This window comes from bacterium (assembly GCA_024228115.1).
Lineage (GTDB): Bacteria > Myxococcota_A > UBA9160 > UBA9160 > UBA6930.
The window spans coordinates 1-21,393 of record JAAETT010000283.1 but is presented as its reverse complement, the minus strand read 5'-3'; the positions used below and the strand labels follow the sequence as shown (position 1 = coordinate 21,393).

The window sequence follows — 21,393 nt, the reverse complement described above, 5'->3', positions numbered from 1 at the left end:
GGCACGGCCGCGGACGAACCAGAGGGGAACGGATGAGCGCCAGGACCCAGCGCCCCTACCACGTGCAGGCCTACCTCGGCACGGATCTCTACGAGCGGATCTTGAGGGAGGCAGCCGTCCAGCGCCAAAGCGTCTCGGAGTGCGTCCGCGAGGCGTTGGAAGAGATGTATGCGATTCGCGATGAACTGAGCCGGCCGCTCGAGCTGAGTGAGGATGGTGGTTCCGAGGGAGGGCTCCTCGCGCATCGGCTACTCGGGCAGTTCGAAGAACGAATGCTGGGCGCGTTCAGCCGGCAGCTTGACGAGATCCGTATCTTGGCGGAGCAGAATCGGCGGCTGGAGGCGATGGCCGACCGGCAGTACGTGAGCTTGATGTTCTACCTTCCAGATGTCGCCCAGGAAGACGCCGAGGAGCGGTCGGCCAACGTGAACCGCAGACACCAGGCTTGGCGGCGGGCCATCGACAAGCTCCTGGACTCGACGAAGCCTCGCCCGTAGCGCGACCGTTCGGGCGCCGTCGCGGCGACCGAAGATCGGCGCAACCTCGGCAGGAACGGCGCACAAACTGTGACGGCTCCTGCCAGGTCTGCGCAACCGCACGGCGGCCGCATTGGTGAAGCGGTACCGCTTCACTAGTGAACCGCAAATTTGCCAACCCTTCAGTGGAACCCCTGACAGATCGCACACTTGGCTCGAGTCCGACTCACTCTTATCTTGCCGTAGCTTTTCCCTGTGGGGACTCCCTGCCTTCCCTCCGATTTCGCGCTTGTTCCGTGCAGACACCCTGCCGAACTTCGACCAAGCCGCGACCATGCGAACGCAGCTGGCCTACCAAAGCGCTGCCAAGCTCGTGCCGCCGAGATGCCCAACGAAGGATGGATCGTGAGCGGCAGAAGCTCGGCGGAGCCGCACTGTGGGTGCAATCCGAGTCCAGCGCGGGTGCAGCGACGCCTCAGGAAACGACGCGGTACTCGGCGTCGATGATCTCGCCATCGGGCTCGCCGGGGAACAGTCGATTCGCGTGAATGGGCTCGGTATCTTCGGCGGCTGCGCCAGGCTCCGACAGCGATGCCGCCGGCACGCCGCCGAGGAAGCCGTCTCGATGAACCCACGCCGCAATCGCGAATCCCAGCAAGGCCAGCAGCGGCCCGACACCGAACTCGCCGGTCGAAGCGCCCAGGTGGTAGCCAAGCAGGCCCCAGTAGAGGCTCAGAGCGAGCGACAGAACTGCAGAGAGCCGGGTGAAGCGGTAGAACGCGTAGAGCCCAATGAAGGTCCCGAGGAACCCCAGCCAGGTCTCCGTGAGGAGACCAACAACGGAGGCGATGAACAGGAACTCGGCAACGATCATGGGCCGGTCTCCGTGTCCCAGTAGCAGGAGGCAGCCTGCCGCTGGCACACCTCGACTATAACCCGACCAGCACCGAGGGGTAGGCGGTCGGTGGCCCGGCTATCCGCGCGGCGGGGCATCGAATAGCGAGGGCTCGAGTTCCCGAACCGACACATAGTCACCGGCCCGAGTCCAAACGACGCTATCGAGGAGGAGGACGCCAAGAAGAACACCCACCTGGGCCAGCCGACGCGTCACCACGCGGTCCTCCTGGCTGGGAGTGGGATCACCCGACGGGTGGTTGTGGCCAACGATGGCCGCGCAGGCACCAACTAGGATGGCCGGCTGGAAGACCTCGCGGGGATGTACGAGCGAGGCCGAGGCGGTACCGACGGAGACCACCTGGTGAGCGATTGGCCGATGGCGTCCGTCCAGGTAGAGCGCCACGAAGTGCTCGCGCGCGTCGTCGCGGACGACGCGGCGCATGAACTCGACGACCTCGGTGGGCTGCCGGATCGCAGCTGCGATGCAGGCCGAGCGCCCGACGTATCGGACCGCGACCTCGCGGATGAAGTGGACGTTCTGGCGATCGACGCTTGCCATGAGACCCTCCGTGTCCTCTTGGGCCCGTTGTGGGCCGGCTCTCTCACCAATCGCTGGAGAGCCGGACGCGGCAGGCCAGGCCGGAGGTCAGAAGCGGAGCAAGGGTCGAGGCAAGGGACATGAACGAGCAGAGTCCGCGAAGCGAGGGCGCGGCCCTGTGTCCGGAGACCCCGCGGCGGAGCCTGGCCGACGGCCGGTAGACACGGAGGGCCATGCAGGCGCTGACGGGGAGACGGCAACGCGACGCCAAGAAACCAAGCAGCGATGGAGACTGACACGATAGGAGCGTGGGGCAAACGACCCGAACTTCACGCGCTCGGGTTCTGGGTACCCTCGCCGCTTCCGGCGCATGGCGAATCTGAAGAAAGCAGGCAGCCGGGCCGGACTTCGAGGCGCAGGGGTGTCTGTCGATGGCGTGCAGTTCGCGTTCCTGCGGGAGCGACAGGCAATGCCTGCCGCCAGTGGTGGAGCCTGAACCGGCCATCTCGGTAACCCCTCGGGGCGCTGTTTCCCAAGGTCGGTTGCCTCCAGCCCGTGCCAGTAGTTCCCCACTCTGAATGAAGGAGGCGAATCCTGAGGTCTTCCTGAAGTTATTTCCGTTGATTTCAACTCATTGAACCCACTACTGTGAGCAGCTTCTCCAACCCCCGGTGATCGATGCGCTTCCCCCGTCCGTTCGCGTTCTGTCTGATCGTTCTCGCTACTGCTCCCGCTCTCGCCCCGACCGCTGCCCGCGCAGGCTGTTGCACGGTCGTCAAGGTCGATGGCGAGACCCAGGGTCTCTCGGCTCGGGTCTGTGAACCGGATGTGGCCGGCGCCTGCGCGACCGTCCTTTACGAGGGGGTCCTGACGCTCGGCGGCCACGCGAACGTCTGCTCGGCCGACAGCACCGTGGTGTACCAGGAGCACGACCCAGCGACCGGTAGCTACGGCGCCCCCGTCGAGGCGGTCTGCGACGGCGGCGACGTCGAGATCTAGCGACTCATTGATTCCCGCACGCCGCGTCTTCTCCCGCACCCGTACCCGGAGCTCCCGATGACCTCACGCGCCCTCCGCTTCGTTCCGGCCGTCCTCGCCATGGCCCTCCTGGCTTCCGCACCGGCAACGGCCGTTACCTACGCCTTCTCGACACCGATCAGCGGCGACAGCGTGGACGTGACGCTGAGCCTGACCGACGTGGCCGGCGGCGTGCAGGTGGATGTCTCGATTCCCTCGGGAGAGGGCGATCTGCTGGGCCTGTTCGGGAACGTGACCACCGAGAGCCTCGTCCCTGGCATGGGGGTCACCGATCCGAGCGGCATCGTCACGCAGTGGCAGTTCCAGGCCAACAAGGTCTGGAAGGTGGGCGGCGGCAACACGATGTCGCCGGTAAAGAAGTGGGACTGGGGACTGAAGCTCGGCCAGACCGGGAGCCCGGGTGGGGTCGTGGTCGAGAGCGCCAGCTTCACGCTCACCGGTGTGACGGTTGCGGAGCTGACAGGCACGGACAATCAGGGCTGGGTCTTCGGCGTTCGCATCCAAGGCACCCAGCCGTCGGGCGGCGCGAAGGTTGGCATGCCGGTGGGCGGCGCGAAGGTTGGCATGCCGGTGGGCGGCGCGAAGGTTGGCATGCCGGTGGGCACCCCGCCCGTGGGCCAGGCACCGAACGTTGCGATCACGAGCCCCGCCGACGGCAGCCTTCTTGGCGCTGGTGGCTCGCCCGTCGCGGTGAGCGGGACGGTCAGCGGCGCGACGCCCCTCAGCGTGGACGTGAACGGCGTCGCCGCAGTCGTCACGGGGGGCACATGGACCGCCTCGGTTCCGCTGGTCGAAGGTGCGAACACGCTCAGCGCGACCGCCACGAACGCTCTCGGCAGCGATTCTGCGAGCGTGAGCGTTACGCTCGACACCACCGCTCCAGTCATCGTAATTGCGGACCCTGCGGACGGGACGCTTACGGGGACGACGCCCGTTACGGTGAGCGGGACCGTCACCGATGCGGGCACCGTGAGCCAGGTCGATGTGAACGGCACGCTCGTCGCCGTGACCGGCGGCGCGTGGAGCACCTCGGTCGCGCTCCTGGAAGGCGCCAACACGATCACTGCGACCGCGACGGACGGCACCGGAAACAGCGGCTCGGCGAGCCTCACGATCACCCTCGATACCACCGATCCGGTGGTCTCCATCGGCTCACCTCCCGATGGGACCGTGACCACGCTCTCGCTGCTCAATGTGAGCGGCACGGTCTCCGATGCCAGCGCGATCACGGGTGTGGCCGTGAACGGCGTGGCCGCCACCTTCGGCGCCGGGACCTGGAGCGCAGCGGTTCCGCTCGTTCTCGGAAGCCAGACGATCACGGCCACCGCGACCGACGCCGCCGGCAACACAGGGAGCGACAGCATCCTCGTGACGCGCGGCGACCCGCCGACCATCGCGATCACCGCGCCTGCCGATGGCGCCCTCGAAGGCGTGACACCCGTCTCCGTCAGCGGCACCCACACCGGTGCCACAGGCATCGATGTGAACGGTGTGGCCGCCACGATCACTGGCTCCACCTGGAGCGCCTCAGTTCCGCTCGTGGAGGGCTCGAATACCCTGACGGCGACCGCCGTCAACGCCTTCGGCTCGGACGCGGCAAGCATCAGCGTAACCCTCGACTCGACGGCTCCGACCCTCACGATCACGAGCCCCTCGGATGGCGCAATCCTCGCGAGTACACCCGTCACCGTCTCCGGTGCCGTCGTAGACGCCACGACCACGACCGTCACCGTGAACGGGGTTCCGGCAACCGTCGTGGGTTCAAGCTACAGCGCCAGCGTTCCGCTCGTCCCCGGCCCGAATACACTCACGGCAATCGCGACGGACGCCCTCGGAAACACGACGAACACGTCGATCAACGTGACCCTCCAGCTTCCGCCGCTCACGGTGGCGATCCTCTCGCCTGCCGATGGATCCGACACCTCCGCCACAACGCTTGCTGTCTCGGGCAATGTGTCTGATGGCAGTGCCAGCGTGGACGTGAACGGTGTCACGGCGACACTCACCGGAACGAGTTGGACCGCGACGATTCCGTTGACCGTCGGCTCGAACCTCGTGACGGCTACCGCGACTCGTGCAAGTGACACTGCCATGGCGACCATCACCGTAGTGCGCACATCGAGCCCGCCGCCGCCTCCGCCGCCGGATGCTACGAGCGTGGCGCCGCCGCTGGATCTCAGCGTTGCCACAGATATCGAGGCCGCGACTTCCTTCCTTTACACCGGAGCTAGCCCGATCCAGACGGGCGTCGTTCCGGGAACGATCGAGACGCTCCGCGCCGCCCACCTCCACGGAACCGTCGAGGATCGAAGTGGCGCACCGCTGCCGAGCGTGAAGGTGACCGTCCAGGATCATCCCGAGTTCGGGGAGACCCTCACCCAGGCCGACGGCGACTTCGATCTCGTAGTGAACGGTGGCGAGCGCCTCACGCTCCACTACGAGCGAGAGGGCTATGTCGACGCCTACCGCACGGCACGTTTCGTTCCGTGGCGCGACACGGTGGCGCTCGACGATGTGACGTTGATTCCTCGCTCGCCCACGGTGACCGCCGTCGATCTCACCGCAGCCGTTCCGATCCAGGTGGCCCAGGGCGATCTCGTGACGGACACGCTCGGCACCCGCCAGCCCACTTTGCTGGTTCCGCAGGGCACGACCGCCCTGGCCGAGCTTCCCGGTGGAGGGAGTCAGGCCCTCACGAACCTCGCCATCCGGATCACCGAGCACACGGTGGGAGCCACGGCGCTGGAAGCGCTTCCTGCGACCATCCCCGACGGCGTCGATCCCACCTTCATCTTCGAGTTCACCGCGGATGAAGCGCTCACCCTGGACGCCACCGAGGTCCAGTTCAGCCAACCCTTGCCCCTCTACCTGGAGAACCTCCACGCCGATCCGGTAGGGAGCGCGGCACCGATCGCCTTCTACGACGAGGAGACGGCGATCTGGGTGCCGGCGACGGCAGGCCTCGTACTCGAGATCGTGAGCGAGACAGGCGGGCTGGCCGATCTCGACCTCGATGGAGACGGCTTCGCCGAATCCCCCGCCGAGCTGGCAACCGCCGGCATCACACCGGACGAGCAGACGACGCTTGCCACGCTCTACGACCCGGCCGACGAACTCCGCCGCTACACGACGACCCACTTCTCGTTTGGCTGCCCGCACAAGAAGAAGCCGCTTCCCCCGGATGCAACCCCTCCGGACCAGAAGCCGGGAGAGGATGGCAGCGGCAATGATTGCGATGCAACGTGTGGGAACTCGATCATCCGTAGTGATCGCCAGGTGTGGGGCGAGGCCGTGGATCTCGTGGGCTCGCCTTTCGATCTCCACTACGAGAGCGACCGGGCGCCGGGCTATGCCCCGTCGTTCTCACTCGACATTCCGCTCACCGGCGCCACACCCCCGGCCTCGCTCACGCAGGTCGATCTGCGGGTCGAGATCGCCGGTCAGATCTTCCGCCAGAGCTTCGGGCCGGGAGCCAACCAATCGACCACCTTCACCTGGGATGGCCTCGATCTCTTTGGAAGGAAACTCCAGGGCCGACACCCCGCGAACGTGACGATCTCCTACGGCTACAACCCGCCGGGACCGGGCTTCCGCTTCTTCGGGACGACGGGGCAGCGCTACACGGTGAACCTCGGTACCTGGGACAACCGCTTCGCGGGTCTGGCCGGTTGGAGCCTGTCTGCCCATCACGGCTACGATCCGCGGGCCCGCGTGCTCTACCGGGGCGACGGCGAGCGGCGTCGGGCCGCTGACCTACCGAACCTGCTGGACCAGATCGTCTGCGATACGACGGCCCCGATCGGAACGGCCGCCCGGTTCTGCCCGAACCAGGGCGCGAACCCGTATTACGTAGCGGCTGGCCCCGACGGAAAGCTCTTCGTGATGCGCACCGGAGCGACCTCGACGCTCTGGGAGCTGGACTTCGAAGCCGACCTGGCCACCCAGCTGACGAGCTTCCCGGGCGTCAACTCAATCAGTGACCTGGCCATCGGGCTGGATGGTGCGTTCTACTTCGCAGGGAGCCACCAGATCCACCGCTGGACCCTGGCCGATGGTCTCTCCACCGTGGCGGGTACAGGTGTTTCTGGCTTCTCCGGCGATGGAGGCCCGGCAACGTTGGCGCAACTCGCAGCTCCGAGGAGCGTAACGTTTGGTCCCGACGGAAGCCTCTACATCGGTGATGTGAACAACTTCCGCATCCGTCGGGTTGCCCCCGACGGGACCATCGACACGTTCGCCGGCAACGGTGGCAACTGGTCCCCCGGCAAGGTCGTGGACGTTCCCGCGGCCTCGACGTCGATCTTCACGCCCGCCGGTGGTGGCATGATGGTTGTGAGCCCGGCAGGCGAGCTGCACTGGACGTGGACCAACGCCCATCAGGTCTTGAAGGTCGATGCGGCGGGCATCCTTCGCCATGTGGCTGGCACCGGCAACAACAACGCCGGCGAGCCGTTGGGCGATGGCGGCCCTGCCGCCACCGCGAAGCTCACGTTCCCGAGCGGCCTGGCCTTCGGGCGCCAGGGTTCCCTGTGGATCGCGCAGGGCAACTCAGGGAACCGCGTTCGTCGGATCGAGCCCGATGGCATCATCACGACGGCCGTGGGTACCGGCGTGGGAGGAAACCCGGGCGACAACGAGATCGCTCTGGCCGCGAATATCTCGCCTATCCGGATGGTCGCCCCTGCGGACGGCAGCATCGCCCTCGGGACGAGCAACCGGATCTTCCGCCTGAGCCCCGCGCTACCGGGCTTCGACGCAGGCGATCTCCTGGTTCCCGCCGAGGATGGAAGCGAACTCTACGTCTTCGATCCCTTCGGTCGGCACACGGAGACCCGCGAACCGCTGACCCTCGCCACGCTGATGACCTTCGCCTACACGAGCCCAGGGAATCTGCTCGCCACCGCGACCGATGCCAACGGCAACGTGCACACGATCCAGCGAGACGCCCAGGCCAATCCCACGGGCATTCAGGCTCCCTTCGGCCAGCTGACGACGCTCTCGCTCGACGCGAATGGCTTCGTCGATCAGATCCAGAACCCGGCCGGAGAGACGCACACGATTGTCTCGACCTCGGAAGGCCAGATCACGAGCTTCAGCAAGCCGGGCGGCGCCACCTTCACGCTCACGTATGCAGCGGACGGACGCCTCGACCTCGATCAAGACCCGGAAGGGGGCTTCGTCGATCTCTCGCGGGTCGAGACGGCGACAGACCGCAGCGTCACGACCAGCTTCCCGAGCGGTAAGAGCAAGACCGTCACGATCGAGGAGCCCGTGACGGGTGAACTCATCGACACGCGCACTGGCTTCGATGGCCTCGCCACGAGCACCATCATCAACCCCGATGGCAGCGAAAGCACCGCGTCCCCTGACGGGACGGTCGTCACCACCCAGGAGGCCCCGGATCCGCGCTTTGGTCTCTCGGCCCCTATCCAGGCGGACCTCCAGATCTCGACGCCCGGTGGGACGCTCTTTCAGCGCACCCAGAGCCGGGCGACAACTACCGATGCCCTGGGCGTCGTCACGAGCCAGACCGACACGATCGATGTCAACGGCAGGATCAGGACTGTGGCCTATGACGGCCTCAGCCAGGTCGTCACCACGACCACCGCCGAGGGCAGACTGCTCTTCGATACGCTCGACGCGCAGGGCCGACTCGTGCAGACCGAGGTCGACGGCCTTGAGCCGGTGGACCTCGGCTATGACCTCTCGGGTCGTCTCCAGACCCTCTCCCAGGGCACAGGTGGCAGCCAGCGCTTGATCAGCTTCGGCTACGACGGCCTCGGCAACCTCCAAAGCGTCACGGACCCGCTGCTCCGCACAGTCTCGTTCCAATACGACACCGCAGGCCGGGTCACCCGCCAGACGCTGCCCGACAGCCGTGTCATCGACTTCACCTATGACCTGCGCGGCAATCTCACCAGCCTCACGCCCCCCGGCCAGCCCGCCCACATCTTCCGCTACACGCTGCTCGACCAGGAGGACGAGTACGACCCGCCGCCGGTCGATGCGAACGATCCCCGGACCTTCTTCACCTACGACCTCGACAAGAACCTGGCCCAGGTTGCCCGTCCGGACGGGAAGACGATTGACCTGGGCTACGACACGGCGGGAAGACTCAGCACGGTCACCACCCCCCGAGGGACCACGACCCAGGCCTATGATCCGATCACAGGTAACGTGGACACCATCACCGCACCGGGAGGAGAGGCCCTGGCCTTTGGCTATGACGGCAGCCTCGTGACCAGTACGACATGGGCCGGGACGGTGAACGGGACTGTCTCCCAGACCTACGACGATGACTTCCGGGTGGCCAGCCAAACCGTCTCGGGCAGCACGACCGAGATCTTCGTCTACGACCAGGATGGCCTCCTGACTCAGGCCGGGCCGGAGACCCTGTTCCGGGACCCGGTGACAGGGCTCCTCACGGGGGCGACCCTCGGCACTGTGACCACGAGCCACGGCTACAACACATTCGGCGAGCTCACTTCCGACAGCGCTTCGGCCGGGGCCACTGCGCTCTACGCCAACACCTACATGCGAGACACCCTTGGCCGCATCACGCAGAAGGTCGAGACAATCCAGGGCGTGACCGCGACCTATGACTACGTCTATGACCTGGCAGGTCGCCTCGAGCGGGTCGATGAGAACGGAGTCCCGGCTCGCACGTACGCCTACGACAGCAACGGCAACCGGCTCTCGGTGACCGAGGGGGCCATGGTGACCTCGGGCACTTACGACGACCAGGACCGGCTGCTGACCTATGGGACAAACACCTACACGTACAACCTGGCCGGAGATCTCACAAGCAAGACGGACAGCTCACTGCCTTCCGGGCAGCAGACGACCGGCTATAGCTACGACGCCCTCGGCAACCTCAACCAGGTCGTTCTCCCCGACGCGACGACAATCGACTACGTGATCGACGGACAGAACCGGCGGATCGGGAAGAAGGTGAACGGAGCGCTGGTGCAGGCGTTCGTCTATCAGGACCAGCTGAACCCGGTGGCCGAGTACGACGGGGCCGGGAATCTCGTTGCACGATTCATCTATGGATCGCGCACGAACGTCCCGGACTTCATCGAGAAGGGCGGTGCGACGTACCGAGTTCTCAGTGACCATCTCGGTTCGCCCCGGCTCGTCGTCGACACGGCCACGAATACCGCTGCCCACCGGATGGACTTCGACGAGTTCGGGCAGGTAGTTCAGGATACCAACCCCGGATTCCAGCCTTTTGGGTTCGCGGGCGGCCTCTTTGATGTCGCAATCGGGCTCGTACGGTTCGGGGTTCGAGACTACGCTGCAGTTACCGGTCGCTGGACCGTCAAGGATCCGATTCGTTTTGGCGGAGGCGAGGAGAACCTCTACTTCTATGCGCACGTTGACCCCATCAATGGGATTGATCCGTCGGGGCTTCAGTCATTTCCAGCGACGGTGTTTCGGCATGTCGCCAGGTTCCTCGGGAAGAAGTTAGGAGAAGGCGCCGCAGAACGAGCACTTGGCCCGATTCTCGGTTCGGATCCGGCCTGCGGGTCGCTGGATTGCAACAATGACGGAATACCGGACGACAACGATGGAGATGGTGTTCACGTGGGCGTTGATCCTGACGATGGTGACCCGAACAATCCCTTCCCCACCCAACCCGGAACTTGCATCCCCGTGGACCCTTTCGTCTCGCCCGGCGTCGGAGCAGTCCCTCCGAGCCAGGGACCTGGTTCTGGCGCGAGTCCCGGGGGCCCCCAGCCCGCCCCAGGATCGGGAGTTAGCAACGGGGGACAAACCCCATGATTGAATTCCTCGCCATTGTCGTTGCGAATTCGCTCGTGTGGTCCGGTGTGTTAGGGGCTGCTAGTGCCGGAATTCTGTGTGCCTTTCGAAGAAGGCCTAGCATCACCCTTTCAGTAGTTTCTACCGTAGCCATCTGGCTCGTCGCCGAGTTCTTGATGTATCCAGCAATCGTGCAGATGGACGCGACCATCCTTGTCGGAAATCCAGAGATTGCAGAGCTACTTGGTCGAGGCCCGATTCCCGTTGGCCAGCTGCTTTCCCCTGGGCTGATGAATCTTGCAGAACTCGCCTTGGCGTGTTGCGCCTGCATGTTAGCTCGCGCAGGCATTGCAAGGACCTATGAAGCCGGGTAGGAGAGCGGTCGGAGAATTCTCCAGAGAAGTACCTCAATCGATTCCCACCGCGTTCTTGCTCGGGCTTCCCCTGGGCTGTTCGGGCCGGTTGGAGCGTTTGTTGGGGCGATCTCCGGCTGAGTGGGAGCGATCACTTCTGGCTGTCGATACCGATGACGGGTCGCTCGAGATGGTATCGCCCGGGGACGGGTCTGATCCCGACAACGACACGGACTTCGCGGTAGATCCGGTAGCGGGGGAGGTTACAAAGGTCGGGCCCAACTCGGTAGTAACCACCCCTGAGGGGAGCTTCGAAGAGGATCCAGATCAAATCGACGTGATTCCCGGGTACGAGCCGAGGCCTGCTACCGAGGCAGAGCGCCGAGCGGTGTGCAGGATCCTAAAGAAACACGGGCTACCGTGCCCCCCGCCGCCCGACCCCGAGTGCAAGTGAAAGCTGGGGGAATGCGGTCCTACTGGCTTGCCATAGCGCTCCTTCTGGCGTCGTCTCTTTTCTTGGCCGCACATAACACAGGTGCGGAGCCATTCGTGGAGTTCCGCCCCTTCGACGCCTGGTTGCTCGGCTTTCTGCCCGGCGCTGTTGCGGTGTGTTGGATCGCTATCGCAACACTTGGGTTTAGAATTCGACGGCAGAACGCTTTCGCTGGAACGGTGGGAATCGTCGTCTCGCTTCTAGCGCTAGTTGTTGTCCTCTACATTCCCGTTGCGTATTTTGGGGATCTGGCGAGATACCTCATCCCTTCGGCTCCATGAGGCAGGCAAGAACTGCGGGTTGTAGGCGATGACACCGAGTACGCTGTAACCGCTCAGCGAACCCAAGCGCTTGACGGTCTACGGAACCGGGGAACTCCAGATTCGTCCAGACCAACCCGCCATTGGGGACGCCTGGCGCTGTAGGGTTGCCAAAGGCTTCGTGTGGCAACTTCCCGGTCCACGCGGGAATCGCCTCACCTCGGGCACCGAAGTGACCTAGCAGGCAGAAGGAGGCGGCGATCGCGCCGACGGGGCGGCTAGCGCCGCCCCGTCGGCGCGATCAGCGACCGGGACTGGCAGAGGCCTTTGAGCCGCCCTCAGCAGCCTCCTCGCTCGCCTTCGCCGGCCGCATCTGGACCGTCGCGGTCCGGTCGGTCGGCAGGTAGTCGAAGCGGAGGTTCCAGCTGCCGTCGTGGTTCTGGAAGGCGGTGCCGATGCGGGTCCAGAAGCCCTTCTCCATTCCCTCGCGCTGGATGACGCCGTAGATCGCCTGGGTGTTGACTGCCATTGTAGGTCTCCTTCGTTTTGGTTTTGCCCCTTTGGGCTAGGTCTCTCGCCCCACGCGGAGACCTGGCCAGACGGGGCTGGAAGCCGGAGGGCGCCCGCGCAGCGAGAGCAGCGACGGGGCTCGAGGCAAGGCGCGTGAACGAGTGGAGTCTTCGGAGCCGAGGGCGCGTCTCCTTGTCCGAAGAGCCCGAGTGGAGCAAGCCCGACGGCGATTGTGCGCGAAGGAGGCCTCGACAGGGCACCCAGGGCATCTCGGCGTTGGTGCGAGGGGATGGCAGCTGGACCCGCATTCCGGGCTCCACCGCGAAATACGTAGCTGCAGAGTTGAGACGACCTGCCGACCATCCGGCGGCTCGTTTGATGCGGCCGCACCCGAGGCGGACGGCTCCGAGAGCTGGCGATCAAGACTCACGCGCGGCCCCCGGTTCCTGATCGCGCCGCCAGCGGCGGAAGTCGCGCTCGGATTGGAGGAAGTGCCGGAGGATCTCCACCGTGACGGCCGGGAGTTCGATGGGCTCGTCGTAGGTGGCCTCGTAGAAGCGGCAATAGCCCTTGAGGTCGGAAACGATCTCGGCGGGCACGGTCACGCGGATCTCGACAGGCGGATCTTCGTTCTTGCGACGCTGCAGTTTCATCTTGGTTTCCTCCTCTTTGCGCTCACGTCAGAAGGCCTCGTACGGCGCGGGCAGGACCAGGTCCTTCATCACGGCGATGTTGAAGCGGTAGCCAGAGCGGATCTCGAGCGTGGGCTGGACGTTCATGTTCCGCTGCGCGATCTCGGTCCCCAGCTCGCCGAGGTTCTGGCCCAGCCCCGCGGCGAGGATCTCCCGCAGGTCACCTGTGTCCGTGGTCTGGCTTCCACTGCCGAACGTGCCCTGGGAGATCTGGAGACCGGCACTGATGGCGCTGAGCAGGATCGCGCCGCCGAAGATGCGCGCGTAGTCGCGCTGCACGTGATCGCGGAAGCCGGCGGCACCGGCGACATCCGTCCCCGGCATCGAGCCCAGGTTCAGGCTGGAGCCATCCGGGAAGATGAGGCGTTGCCATGCGACCAGCACGCGCTCCTGGCCGAAGGCGACCATGCTGTCGTAGACGCCGATCGTGCGGGTGCCCTGAGGCACGAGGAGGTGCTGACCGGTGGCCGAATCGAAGACGTTCTCTCGAACCTGGGCGATCAGCTGGCCGGGCAAATCCGAGTTGGCTTGCGTGATGAGGACCGCAGGCAGAAGTGCACCGGCTTTGACCTCGAAAGGGGTGAGCGGGGGGCGGACCCTGTGGCCCAGGACTTCCTCTTCCGCATCGAGGCTCGCGTCGCGCATGAACGCGAGCTTCTCGCGCTGGAGGTTCTGGGAAACGGTGGGGTCTTCCTCTCCAAGGCCGCTGGTGAGATCCTTCGCCGCCTCGAAGAGGCTCGCGGGATCAAGAGAACGCGCTGTCGCCGGCTGCTGCCCTGCCGGGCCCGGCAGGGCAGCAGCACGTTCACTTCGACCTTCAAAGACGATCGGCCGCGAAGTGAAGGCGCGGCTGAGGGTCTGATCGGTCGCCACCCCTGCAGGTTCGATGAGCTGCGGGGTGGCCCGGACGTCGAGCTTCGGGATCTCGACCGCCACGGACTCCGGCTGCGCAGGCGTGACCTTCGACGCCAGCCGAGGAACGCCATCCGACTCTCCATCCCAGAACCGGTCGGGAGCCGCACTCACCCCCGAAGTCTGCTCCCGTCGCTCGGCAGCCCTGCGACTCCGCTCCGACAGTGTGAAGACAGCGGCGAGGATCACAGAGGTCGCGAGGGCCCCCGCCACGAAGATGGCCCTGCGGTTGAGGCGGACGACCTGGGGGCGCGGCTCCTGCTCAATGGGTGCCGGGTCATGCTCCGGCGCGATCGGGTCTTGCTGGTCTTCCATGAGGAGTCTCCAAACGCCTAGCGACGCTTCTCACGCGGCAGGCGGCTGACGGTGATGCGCTTCTGGTTCCCGCCAACCCCGAGGACCATGACCGCCTGGGAGAAGAGCTTGTCCACTACGAAGTACCGGCCCCGCAGCCGATAGTTGACGAGCGCCTGGTCCTCGCCGTCCGCGCGAACGAAGAGAGCGGGCGCCTCTGTCACGCGCATCGCACCCGGCATTTGGATGAATACGCGGGTGCCGTCGTCGAAGGCCTGGACGGGGCGCCACGGCACGCGATCACCTTTGATCCGATAGGCAAAGTTGAGTCCCTCGGGATTGACGAAGGGAAGCCGCGCAACCTCCCTCTCGCGCTCCTTGCGCGCACCCTCACGAACGGAGGCGGCCGCATTCGCCCAGCGCTGGACGGTCTCCTGCGGGTAGTAGAAGCGAACGCTGCGGAAGTAGCCGCCCTTCTCTTCTTGGGTGCTGATCAGCCCGAGGTGGTACACACGCCGATCGGTCGTGATGACCAGGTTCGTGCTGATGTCGAACTCGGTCGGCTTGACGATGACATGGGGCTCGCGGGCTCCAGCGGGGCCGCTCTCCATCTTGGAGGCGATCCAGCGCTCCGAGTCCCCGAGTGCAATGTTCAGAACGGCCTCGCCAGCTTGAAGCTGGATGTCGCAAACACGGAGCGGCTTGCAGTAAAGGATGGGCTGGCGCTCGCCGTACGGGAAGCGGACGAAGCCGGGCTTCCGGACGATGGGCGCCCTCCCCGTCTCCTGGAACTGGCGAACTGCCTCGGCAAGCTCCGGATCGGCTTGCGCCAGGAGCTCCGCGCTGCCACGCGGCTCGGGCGACTCCGCGATTGCGATCTTCTCCGTCACGCGACTCGCCTCGATGAAATCCTCCGGCCCGAGTTCCGGTACGGACGCGCACGCTCCGCACGCCACGACTGCTGCGGCGACCGCGGGCCGCCGCCAATTGATTCGTTGCATCGAATGCCCTCCTCAGAGCTGTTTGGTCCACTGGATGTCGGTTACGAAAAGTCCGAGGGGGTTCTGCTCGATCGCTTCCGGGGTGTCCCCCGGGCGAATCTCTACGGTGAGAATGGCCTGCCAGCGCTCTTGCACGAGCACCGCGCCGTCAAGGCCGCGATGCTTCTCCGTCCACTGGATCTGCCACGAGTCGCTCGCGGGAAGCGGCAGCACGCTCGTCACCTCGACGCTCACGGTGCGCTCCTGCATTCGCAGGAACGGGTTGTGCGCCTTGAAGTGGTCGTTCAGGAAGCGTGTCGCGGCACCACCGGCGTGGGCGTACGCAGCATCGAGCAGCTGCTTCTCAGCGGCACCATCGGCCACGATGGATCGCGCCTTCCGGATGAACTCCGCCACCTGGTAGCGGACCAGACGCGGGTCGACGGTAGCGGCCCTTTCGGCGGGGCCGATGACGAGGGTCTGGCCGAGTTCGTCCACCTGAACGACGTAGGGAGTCACCCGGCTCTGAGATGCCTGCCAGAGGATCCCGAACCCCAGCAGCGCGTTCACAACCAAAGCGACTACCGCGATGATCTGCCAATTGCGCTTGCCGCGAATGAAGCCGTGGTAGCGCTCGTTCCACTCGAGTCGGCCTGACAGGTAGGGATTCTTGGAAGGACGCATGTAGGGTTGACCTCGTCAGTTCTGCTTGTGATCAGGGCCGGACCGGGGCGAAGACGGCGCGGCGACATCTCGCGACGGACTGTTGCCGGCCGTTCCGGTTCCGGAGTTCGGAGCCGGAAGACGAGCCGGAGCCGCCTGGTTCGTGGGATCACCGAACCGAGCAATGCGGCGATCCCGTAGGGCAACTGCCGTCCTCGCCGCGGGAATGCCAGCGACCCGACGGGCTCGGGACCCAACAGCCTCAGTAGCGAGAGCAGAGACCCCGCCGGCCACGGAACCCACCATGCCAGTGCTGCCTGCAGCGCGGGCATCTCGCGCGTAGCGGCCGGCTTCCAGGATGGCCGTCGTCCCACGGGCTCCAGAGGCGGCGGCTCGCGCAGCGATGCCCGTCACGCCTACGGCCATTGCAGCCATCGAGCCACCCGTATAGATCGCGGTCCCAAGAGTCATGTTGACCGAGCCCCCGATCAGCGCCGAGGCGAACGACGGGATCTGCCACGCCACGATCATGTAGACGAGGGAAGCGCCCAGGATCGCGAAGAGATCCGTCGGCGACGTTCCAACCCCGGCGAGGGTGGGCCCCCAGGAGGCAGCCAGGGCCGTGCCAACGCCGATGATCAGATAGAGCACGAACAGCTTGATCCCGATGGCGACGGCGTAGCTCAGGTAGCGCTCTGCGAACGGCATCGTCCAGCGCGAGCCGGCAAAGCCCAGCAGCAGCACGCCGCCGCCAATCACCACGTACATCTCGATCAGCGCCAGCGCGAGCTGGCCCGCGATCACCACGAACGCCAGAAAAGCCAGCAGTGCGGCGATTGCCGCGACGAAGTTTCCCCCAGGCGACGTGAACCAGCCGGCCACGCTGATGCTCGAAATGAGCGAAGACGCCACCGCAATGCCTTGGTCGATCACGGTGCTGGGGTTGAGTTCCGGGAGCCCACCGGCGATCTGCCCTGCCGTCGCGAAGCCGTCGATGATCGCGGGAATCCAGACGTCGGCGAAGGTGAGAACAGCCAGGAAGAAACCGATCGCGATGATGCGCTTCAGGAACTGGACGAAGATCTGCGTCGGATCGTCGCGCTCGAGCACCCACAACGATGCGGCCCAGACAATTTCGATCGTGGCCAGCGTGAAGAACAGGTTCCGAGCGATGGGGAAGAGCGCTGCGAACCAGCCGGCAGTCGCAGCCTGGAACGCAAGGACGAGGTTGGTGAGGATGGAGGTCATCGGAGAGCGGTCGCCGTTCGGTTAGGGTCGCGGAACGGCGCCCAGGCCTTGGCTCGGCCTGGAGACGGGTACGACCATGGACCCGTTGCCGATCCAAGCATTGAACGCCGCGGCGGAACCGGCAGCTTTCGCCTCCTGGGCGCCGAGGTAGGTGTTCTGCGCGTTGATCTGCGCGGCGAACAGCTGGCGGAGCTTGGCGGCCTCTTCCACCTGGAGGCTCGCGATCTGGTTGCCGACCTGGAGGGCTTCGAGCCGTCCCTGAGCGGAATCGTTGGCGGAGCGCAGCCTGTTGAGCGCCGCCTGCACGCTCGGCGCGTCCGCAACGTTCTGGCCGGCAGAGGCGAGCGTTCCCCGCAACGTGTCGAGTGCGGTGGTCGACCAGGAGTCGTACTCCGCCGCCCAATCAGTGGGAGGCACGAAGCCCGGAAATCGGCTCTGGAAGACACTGTCGACGTTCCCGAGCGTGTAAGGGATCGAGAGACCGATCTGCACCGTCCGACCGAGACTGCTTAGCGCGCGTTGAACGTCGCCCCAGGCAACGGTTCCGGCCGGTGTCGTATTGACCACCATGTTCTGAAGCATGTCGAGCTCGTTCTGGAGCTGTTGGACCTGCTGCAGGATCTGGGTGCCCTGGTTCGCAACCATCTGCACCTCTTCAGCGACACTCAGCGTCTGCTCGACCGCAATGAGGATGTTCTGAACCAGGTTCGTGAGGTCGAGGACGATCGCCTGGCTCTGGCTGGCGCGTGGCGGCAGGCAGACGAAACCGACGAGGATGATGGCCGCTGTTCCTTTGGCGAATCCAATGCGCTTACTTCGAGTCATGTTGTTCCTCCTTGCGGGCACGCCATTGCGCGGCCCAATCTGAAAGCCCGCGGATGCGCAGCCACTCGGCGACCCAATCGTTGGGGTTGTCTTCGATGAGGGCGCGGCATAGCTGCAGGTCTTCTCGACCCGAGGCGCCCACGAAGCTCAGCGCCAGCGAGCCGAGCCCGAGGTCGATGAGACGACGGCCGAGAGGCGAGGCGTAGTAGTAGTGCCGCTTCGGAATCGCCCCGGAGAGGATCTCGACCTCGTGGTCACTGAGACCGATCCGCCGGTAGAGTTCGCTCGTCTGCTCACTGCGGGCCCCCGGGTTCGGAAGGAAGAGCCTCGTGGGGCACGACTCGAGGAGGAGATCCCGCCGCGGGGAGCGAAAGACTTCGGCCAGGCTCTGGGTCACGAAGACGACCGCGGCGTTCGCCTTGCGCAGAACACGAAGCCACTCCTCGAGCTTCTCGGCGAAGACGCCGTGGGTCAGCATCAGCCAGGCCTCTTCGATCACAATCAGGGTCGGCCGGCCGGTGAGGCGCTGCTCGATCCGGTGGAAGAGATACATGAGCACCGGGACGGCGTTGACGTCGCCCATGTTCATCAGGTGCTCCATCTCAAAGACCTGAAAGCTCCCGTCGCGAAGCCCGTCCTCTTCGGCGTCGAGCAGGCGACCCATCGCGCCCTGGAGCGTGTAGTGCTGAAGACCCTCCCGGATCTCGCGATCCTGGATCGTGTTGAGGAAGTCGGTGAGGGTTCGGCTCTCGCTTGCACCCAGCCGCTCCAGTGCGACGTGGATCGCCTGCCGGTGGGCGGGCGTGACGGTGACGTCCTGCAGCCCGAGCAGGATCTCGACCCAACCCGCCGCCCAGAGCCGTTCTTCGGGGCGATCGACCTCTGCAAGCGGGCAGAACGCGAGATCCTCCGCCTCGTTGCTGGCCACGTCGTAGTGGTCCCCTCCGGCTGCCCGGGTGAGGACGAAGCTGCTGTACCCCTTGTCGAAGGCGAAGACCTGGGCGCCGGGGTAGCGGAAGAACTGGGCCATCATCAGGCCGATCAGCGTCGACTTGCCCGAGCCGGTCGGCCCGAGAATGAGGGTGTGCCCCACGTCGGAGACATGGAGGTTCAGGCGAAACGGAGTCGAGCCGGAGGTGTTGGCGTAGAGCAGCGCCGGACTGCCCGGCGGGTAGTACGGACTGGGGTTCTCCTCGAGCCCCGGCCAGACGCTCGTCGTCGGAATGAGATCGGCGAAGTTGAGCGTGTGAATCAGCGGCCGCCGGACGTTCCGATACCCGTGGCCTGGGATCGAGCCGAGGTACGCCTCCAGCGCGTTCACGTCCTCCACGCGAGCGGCGAAGCCGTGATGCTGGAGGCTCCGGCACACCTGCCGCGAGGCGGCCTCCAGCGCTTCGGGGTCTTCGTCGAGCAGCGAGATGACGCTCGTGTAGTAGCCGAAGCGCACCGTCCCCGAGGCCGCCTCTTCCACCGCATCGTCGGCATCCTCGGCCATGGCCACGGCGTCGCGGTTGCCGAACGTAGACTCGCCCAGGTTCAGTGCCTGCTTGACCAGGCCGGAGACGCCCTGGCGCTTCTGGAACCAGTTGCGACGGAGCACCTTGAGGCGCGCCTCGGCCGTGTCCGGGTCGAGCGGGATGAACCGGTTCGACCAGCGATACTCGACTGGGAGGCGGTTCAAGAAGTCGAGGATTCCGGGGAAGGACTCCGCAGGGAAACCTGCAACGGCGATCGGCCGCACATGCCGATCGCCGACCCGCGGCCGGAAGCCCCCGACGAGATCCTGGCTACCCAGCAGAGCGTCGAGATACATCGGCGTCGGAGGAATTCGTACGGGTTGCGAAAGCCCGGTGACGCAGTGGTGGAGGAAGCTCAGCAGGTCTTCCGAGCCCATCGCGCTCAACGACAGCCGATCGGTCAGCGCGTCCTCGAGCTCCACCACGTGTCTCTGGAACGAGCGCAGGATCGCCTCGTATCCAGCAGGATCCTGCGCGTCGCCTTCGACGAACCACCCGCCCAGGCGGGCCTGCACGTCGCGCGGAGGCAGGTAGGTCACCGTGAGCGCGTACACGCTTTCATAGGTGCTGCGCCCAGCGAGGTATTGGAGACGGCGCTCCTCGTCGATCAGAGAGGTCGTCGGATCCGGGAAGGCTCCCGGCGGAGGGTAGGCTCCGGCCGGCCTTCGGACGGCATCGGCCTGGAGCATCCAACCGTTGCCAAGCCGAACCAGTGCCCCGTTCACCTGCGAAGAGAGGATCGCCAGCTCCTCGTGGCTCGCGGCCTCCATGTCCGGCCCGGAGTACCACCACCCTGCAAGCAGGGCCCCGTCCTTGTTGAGGACCACGCCCTCCTCGACCAGGGCCGCGAAGTTCAGGAGATCCGGCAGGCCGACAGCGCGTGCGCGGTGCTCGCGAAGCACGCCACTACTCCGAGACGGTCACGGAGGGCTGGACCAACGGAGCCCTCCGAAGCGGCCGCGGCGCCGCGGGGTAGTACGTTGCCAACCGCACGTGCCGCACGTACACGCGCCGGATCTCCGGGTCGCGCTTGGTCAGGAGTACCAGGCCCCAGTGGCCGACGACGAGCAGGCAGGCCGAGACAGTGAACGTGTACCAGGAGAGGCCGATCCCCAAGAGCAGCGCCACGACCACGACGCCGTTCGAGAGAACGAGCTCGCGGTCTGCTCCCGCGAGGAGCACCGGACGCGTGAGTGCCTTGTGGACGGGGATGGTTCTCGGCGAATCAAGCGAGGCAATCCGCTTGGGCTGGTCTTCCATCAGAACGTCGCCCCAACGAACCCGAGGCTCGTAAGCACCGTAAGGGCACCCAGCGCGATGGCCGCACCGAAGGCGATTCCGAAGACCCGGCGAAACGCGCCCCCCGATTCGCCAAACGCGAACAACAGGCCCGTGATGACCACCGCGACCGTGACCAGGATTCGCGCAACGGTGCCCTGGAGGTTGTCGAGGAGAATCTGGAGCGGGGCATCCCAGGGCATCGAGGGCCCTGACGGCGTCGCGTAGGCGACCTCCGAAACGCCGAGGACCACAAGGGCTCCGAGCGTTCCGGCCATTGCGAGTGCCCGGACCAAGCGCCCTTCCCTCTTTGACAAGGAAGCCACCGGCATTGCAACTGTCTTCATCTCATCCTCCTCAGCCTTCCGCGACAACGCGCGACAGGCGATAACCTTGGCCGGGCTCGAAGCCCTCCACACGGAGGAGCTCTTCCACCCGGCGTCCACCGTTCTTGCGAGCGATCGATACGATCAGATCCACCGAGTCGGCGATCAGCTGCGGCTGCGACGGGACGCCAGCTGTTGGCGATCACGAGAAACCGTAGAAATCTGATCATCTAGCCGTGGTCGCGCGCGAGTGCTGGTTTCTCGTCAGAACGGCGAATCGGTGTCGGTCGGATCGGTGTCGAGTTCGCGATCGAGAGCCGCGAGGTAGT

At 65.6% G+C, this 21,393-nt stretch carries 16 protein-coding genes; 4 read left to right on the top strand and 12 right to left on the bottom strand.

Annotated features, from left to right (window positions below; genetic code table 11):
- Positions 1–32: 32 nt before the first annotated feature.
- Positions 33–497 (top strand): hypothetical protein, encoded by a 465-nt coding sequence (locus GY937_12715; protein ID MCP5057570.1) that lies wholly within the window; start codon positions 33–35, stop codon positions 495–497.
- Between the two features lie 454 nt (positions 498–951).
- Here the strand turns inward: GY937_12715 and GY937_12710 are convergent, their stop codons facing one another.
- Together GY937_12710 and GY937_12705 are read right to left on the bottom strand one after the other, a co-directional pair.
- Positions 952–1,350 carry a hypothetical protein gene (locus tag GY937_12710; protein ID MCP5057569.1) on the bottom strand — a complete coding sequence of 133 codons (399 nt, stop codon included), beginning with the start codon at positions 1,348–1,350 and terminating at the stop codon, positions 952–954.
- Positions 1,351–1,449: 99 nt separating this feature from the next.
- On the bottom strand, positions 1,450–1,932 hold the full coding sequence (locus GY937_12705; protein MCP5057568.1) for a DNA repair protein RadC: 483 nt from the start codon (positions 1,930–1,932) through the stop codon (positions 1,450–1,452).
- 657 nt (positions 1,933–2,589) lie between these two features.
- Between GY937_12705 and GY937_12700 the strand changes: the two genes are divergently transcribed.
- Genes GY937_12700 through GY937_12690 form a run of 3 tightly spaced genes read left to right on the top strand, consistent with a single transcriptional unit; the run spans position 2,590 to position 11,087 of the window.
- Positions 2,590–2,910 (top strand): hypothetical protein, encoded by a 321-nt coding sequence (locus GY937_12700; GenBank protein ID MCP5057567.1) that lies wholly within the window; start codon positions 2,590–2,592, stop codon positions 2,908–2,910.
- 57 nt (positions 2,911–2,967) lie between these two features.
- On the top strand, positions 2,968–10,734 hold the full coding sequence (locus GY937_12695) for a hypothetical protein (protein MCP5057566.1): 7,767 nt from the start codon (positions 2,968–2,970) through the stop codon (positions 10,732–10,734).
- Positions 10,731–11,087: a hypothetical protein gene (locus GY937_12690; GenBank protein ID MCP5057565.1), complete on the top strand. Its 357-nt coding sequence runs from the start codon at positions 10,731–10,733 to the stop codon at positions 11,085–11,087. The genes GY937_12695 and GY937_12690 overlap by 4 nt, the downstream gene beginning before the upstream one ends.
- Positions 11,088–12,120: 1,033 nt before the next feature.
- Here the strand turns inward: GY937_12690 and GY937_12685 are convergent.
- The 10 genes from GY937_12685 to GY937_12640 all read right to left on the bottom strand — a co-directional run bounded on the left by GY937_12685 (position 12,121) and on the right by GY937_12640 (position 21,016).
- On the bottom strand, positions 12,121–12,348 hold the full coding sequence (locus tag GY937_12685; GenBank protein MCP5057564.1) for a hypothetical protein: 228 nt from the start codon (positions 12,346–12,348) through the stop codon (positions 12,121–12,123).
- 400 nt (positions 12,349–12,748) lie between these two features.
- Positions 12,749–12,982, bottom strand: a complete 234-nt coding sequence (locus GY937_12680) for a DUF2274 domain-containing protein (GenBank protein MCP5057563.1) — start codon at positions 12,980–12,982, stop codon at positions 12,749–12,751.
- A 27-nt stretch (positions 12,983–13,009) separates the two neighbouring features.
- Entirely contained in the window at positions 13,010–14,248 is a 1,239-nt protein-coding gene (locus tag GY937_12675) for a hypothetical protein (GenBank protein MCP5057562.1), read from the bottom strand.
- Positions 14,249–14,265: 17 nt separating this feature from the next.
- Entirely contained in the window at positions 14,266–15,228 is a 963-nt protein-coding gene (gene trbG / locus GY937_12670; GenBank protein ID MCP5057561.1) for a P-type conjugative transfer protein TrbG, read from the bottom strand.
- 12 nt (positions 15,229–15,240) lie between these two features.
- On the bottom strand, positions 15,241–15,891 hold the full coding sequence (locus GY937_12665; protein MCP5057560.1) for a conjugal transfer protein: 651 nt from the start codon (positions 15,889–15,891) through the stop codon (positions 15,241–15,243).
- A gap of 15 nt (positions 15,892–15,906) precedes the next feature.
- Positions 15,907–17,118 (bottom strand): P-type conjugative transfer protein TrbL, encoded by a 1,212-nt coding sequence (gene trbL, locus GY937_12660; GenBank protein MCP5057559.1) that lies wholly within the window; start codon positions 17,116–17,118, stop codon positions 15,907–15,909.
- 21 nt (positions 17,119–17,139) lie between these two features.
- The gene (trbJ, locus tag GY937_12655) at positions 17,140–17,943 is read right to left on the bottom strand and encodes a P-type conjugative transfer protein TrbJ (GenBank protein ID MCP5057558.1); all 804 of its coding nucleotides are present in this window, start codon (positions 17,941–17,943) and stop codon (positions 17,140–17,142) included.
- Positions 17,930–20,362 carry a hypothetical protein gene (locus GY937_12650; protein MCP5057557.1) on the bottom strand — a complete coding sequence of 811 codons (2,433 nt, stop codon included), beginning with the start codon at positions 20,360–20,362 and terminating at the stop codon, positions 17,930–17,932. The genes trbJ and GY937_12650 overlap by 14 nt, the downstream gene beginning before the upstream one ends.
- Before the next feature lie 4 nt (positions 20,363–20,366).
- A complete protein-coding gene (locus GY937_12645) occupies positions 20,367–20,720 on the bottom strand; it encodes a conjugal transfer protein TrbD (protein ID MCP5057556.1) in 354 nt (117 codons plus the stop codon).
- Positions 20,720–21,016 carry a TrbC/VirB2 family protein gene (locus tag GY937_12640; protein MCP5057555.1) on the bottom strand — a complete coding sequence of 99 codons (297 nt, stop codon included), beginning with the start codon at positions 21,014–21,016 and terminating at the stop codon, positions 20,720–20,722. Before GY937_12640 ends, GY937_12645 begins: the two co-directional genes overlap by 1 nt.
- Positions 21,017–21,393: the final 377 nt, after the last annotated feature.

Coding starts and splice junctions, on each gene's coding strand:
- GY937_12705 (MCP5057568.1), bottom strand. CDS start 1,932: ATGGCAAGCGTCGATCGCCAGAACGTCCACTTCATCCGCGAGGTCGCG.
- trbL (MCP5057559.1), bottom strand. CDS start 17,118: ATGACCTCCATCCTCACCAACCTCGTCCTTGCGTTCCAGGCTGCGACT.
- GY937_12685 (MCP5057564.1), bottom strand. CDS start 12,348: ATGGCAGTCAACACCCAGGCGATCTACGGCGTCATCCAGCGCGAGGGA.
- GY937_12700 (MCP5057567.1), top strand. CDS start 2,590: ATGCGCTTCCCCCGTCCGTTCGCGTTCTGTCTGATCGTTCTCGCTACT.
- trbG (MCP5057561.1), bottom strand. CDS start 15,228: ATGCAACGAATCAATTGGCGGCGGCCCGCGGTCGCCGCAGCAGTCGTG.
- GY937_12690 (MCP5057565.1), top strand. CDS start 10,731: ATGATTGAATTCCTCGCCATTGTCGTTGCGAATTCGCTCGTGTGGTCC.
- GY937_12675 (MCP5057562.1), bottom strand. CDS start 14,248: ATGGAAGACCAGCAAGACCCGATCGCGCCGGAGCATGACCCGGCACCC.
- GY937_12710 (MCP5057569.1), bottom strand. CDS start 1,350: ATGATCGTTGCCGAGTTCCTGTTCATCGCCTCCGTTGTTGGTCTCCTC.
- GY937_12640 (MCP5057555.1), bottom strand. CDS start 21,016: ATGGCCGGAACGCTCGGAGCCCTTGTGGTCCTCGGCGTTTCGGAGGTC.
- GY937_12715 (MCP5057570.1), top strand. CDS start 33: ATGAGCGCCAGGACCCAGCGCCCCTACCACGTGCAGGCCTACCTCGGC.
- trbJ (MCP5057558.1), bottom strand. CDS start 17,943: ATGACTCGAAGTAAGCGCATTGGATTCGCCAAAGGAACAGCGGCCATC.
- GY937_12695 (MCP5057566.1), top strand. CDS start 2,968: ATGACCTCACGCGCCCTCCGCTTCGTTCCGGCCGTCCTCGCCATGGCC.
- GY937_12680 (MCP5057563.1), bottom strand. CDS start 12,982: ATGAAACTGCAGCGTCGCAAGAACGAAGATCCGCCTGTCGAGATCCGC.
- GY937_12645 (MCP5057556.1), bottom strand. CDS start 20,720: ATGGAAGACCAGCCCAAGCGGATTGCCTCGCTTGATTCGCCGAGAACC.
- GY937_12665 (MCP5057560.1), bottom strand. CDS start 15,891: ATGCGTCCTTCCAAGAATCCCTACCTGTCAGGCCGACTCGAGTGGAAC.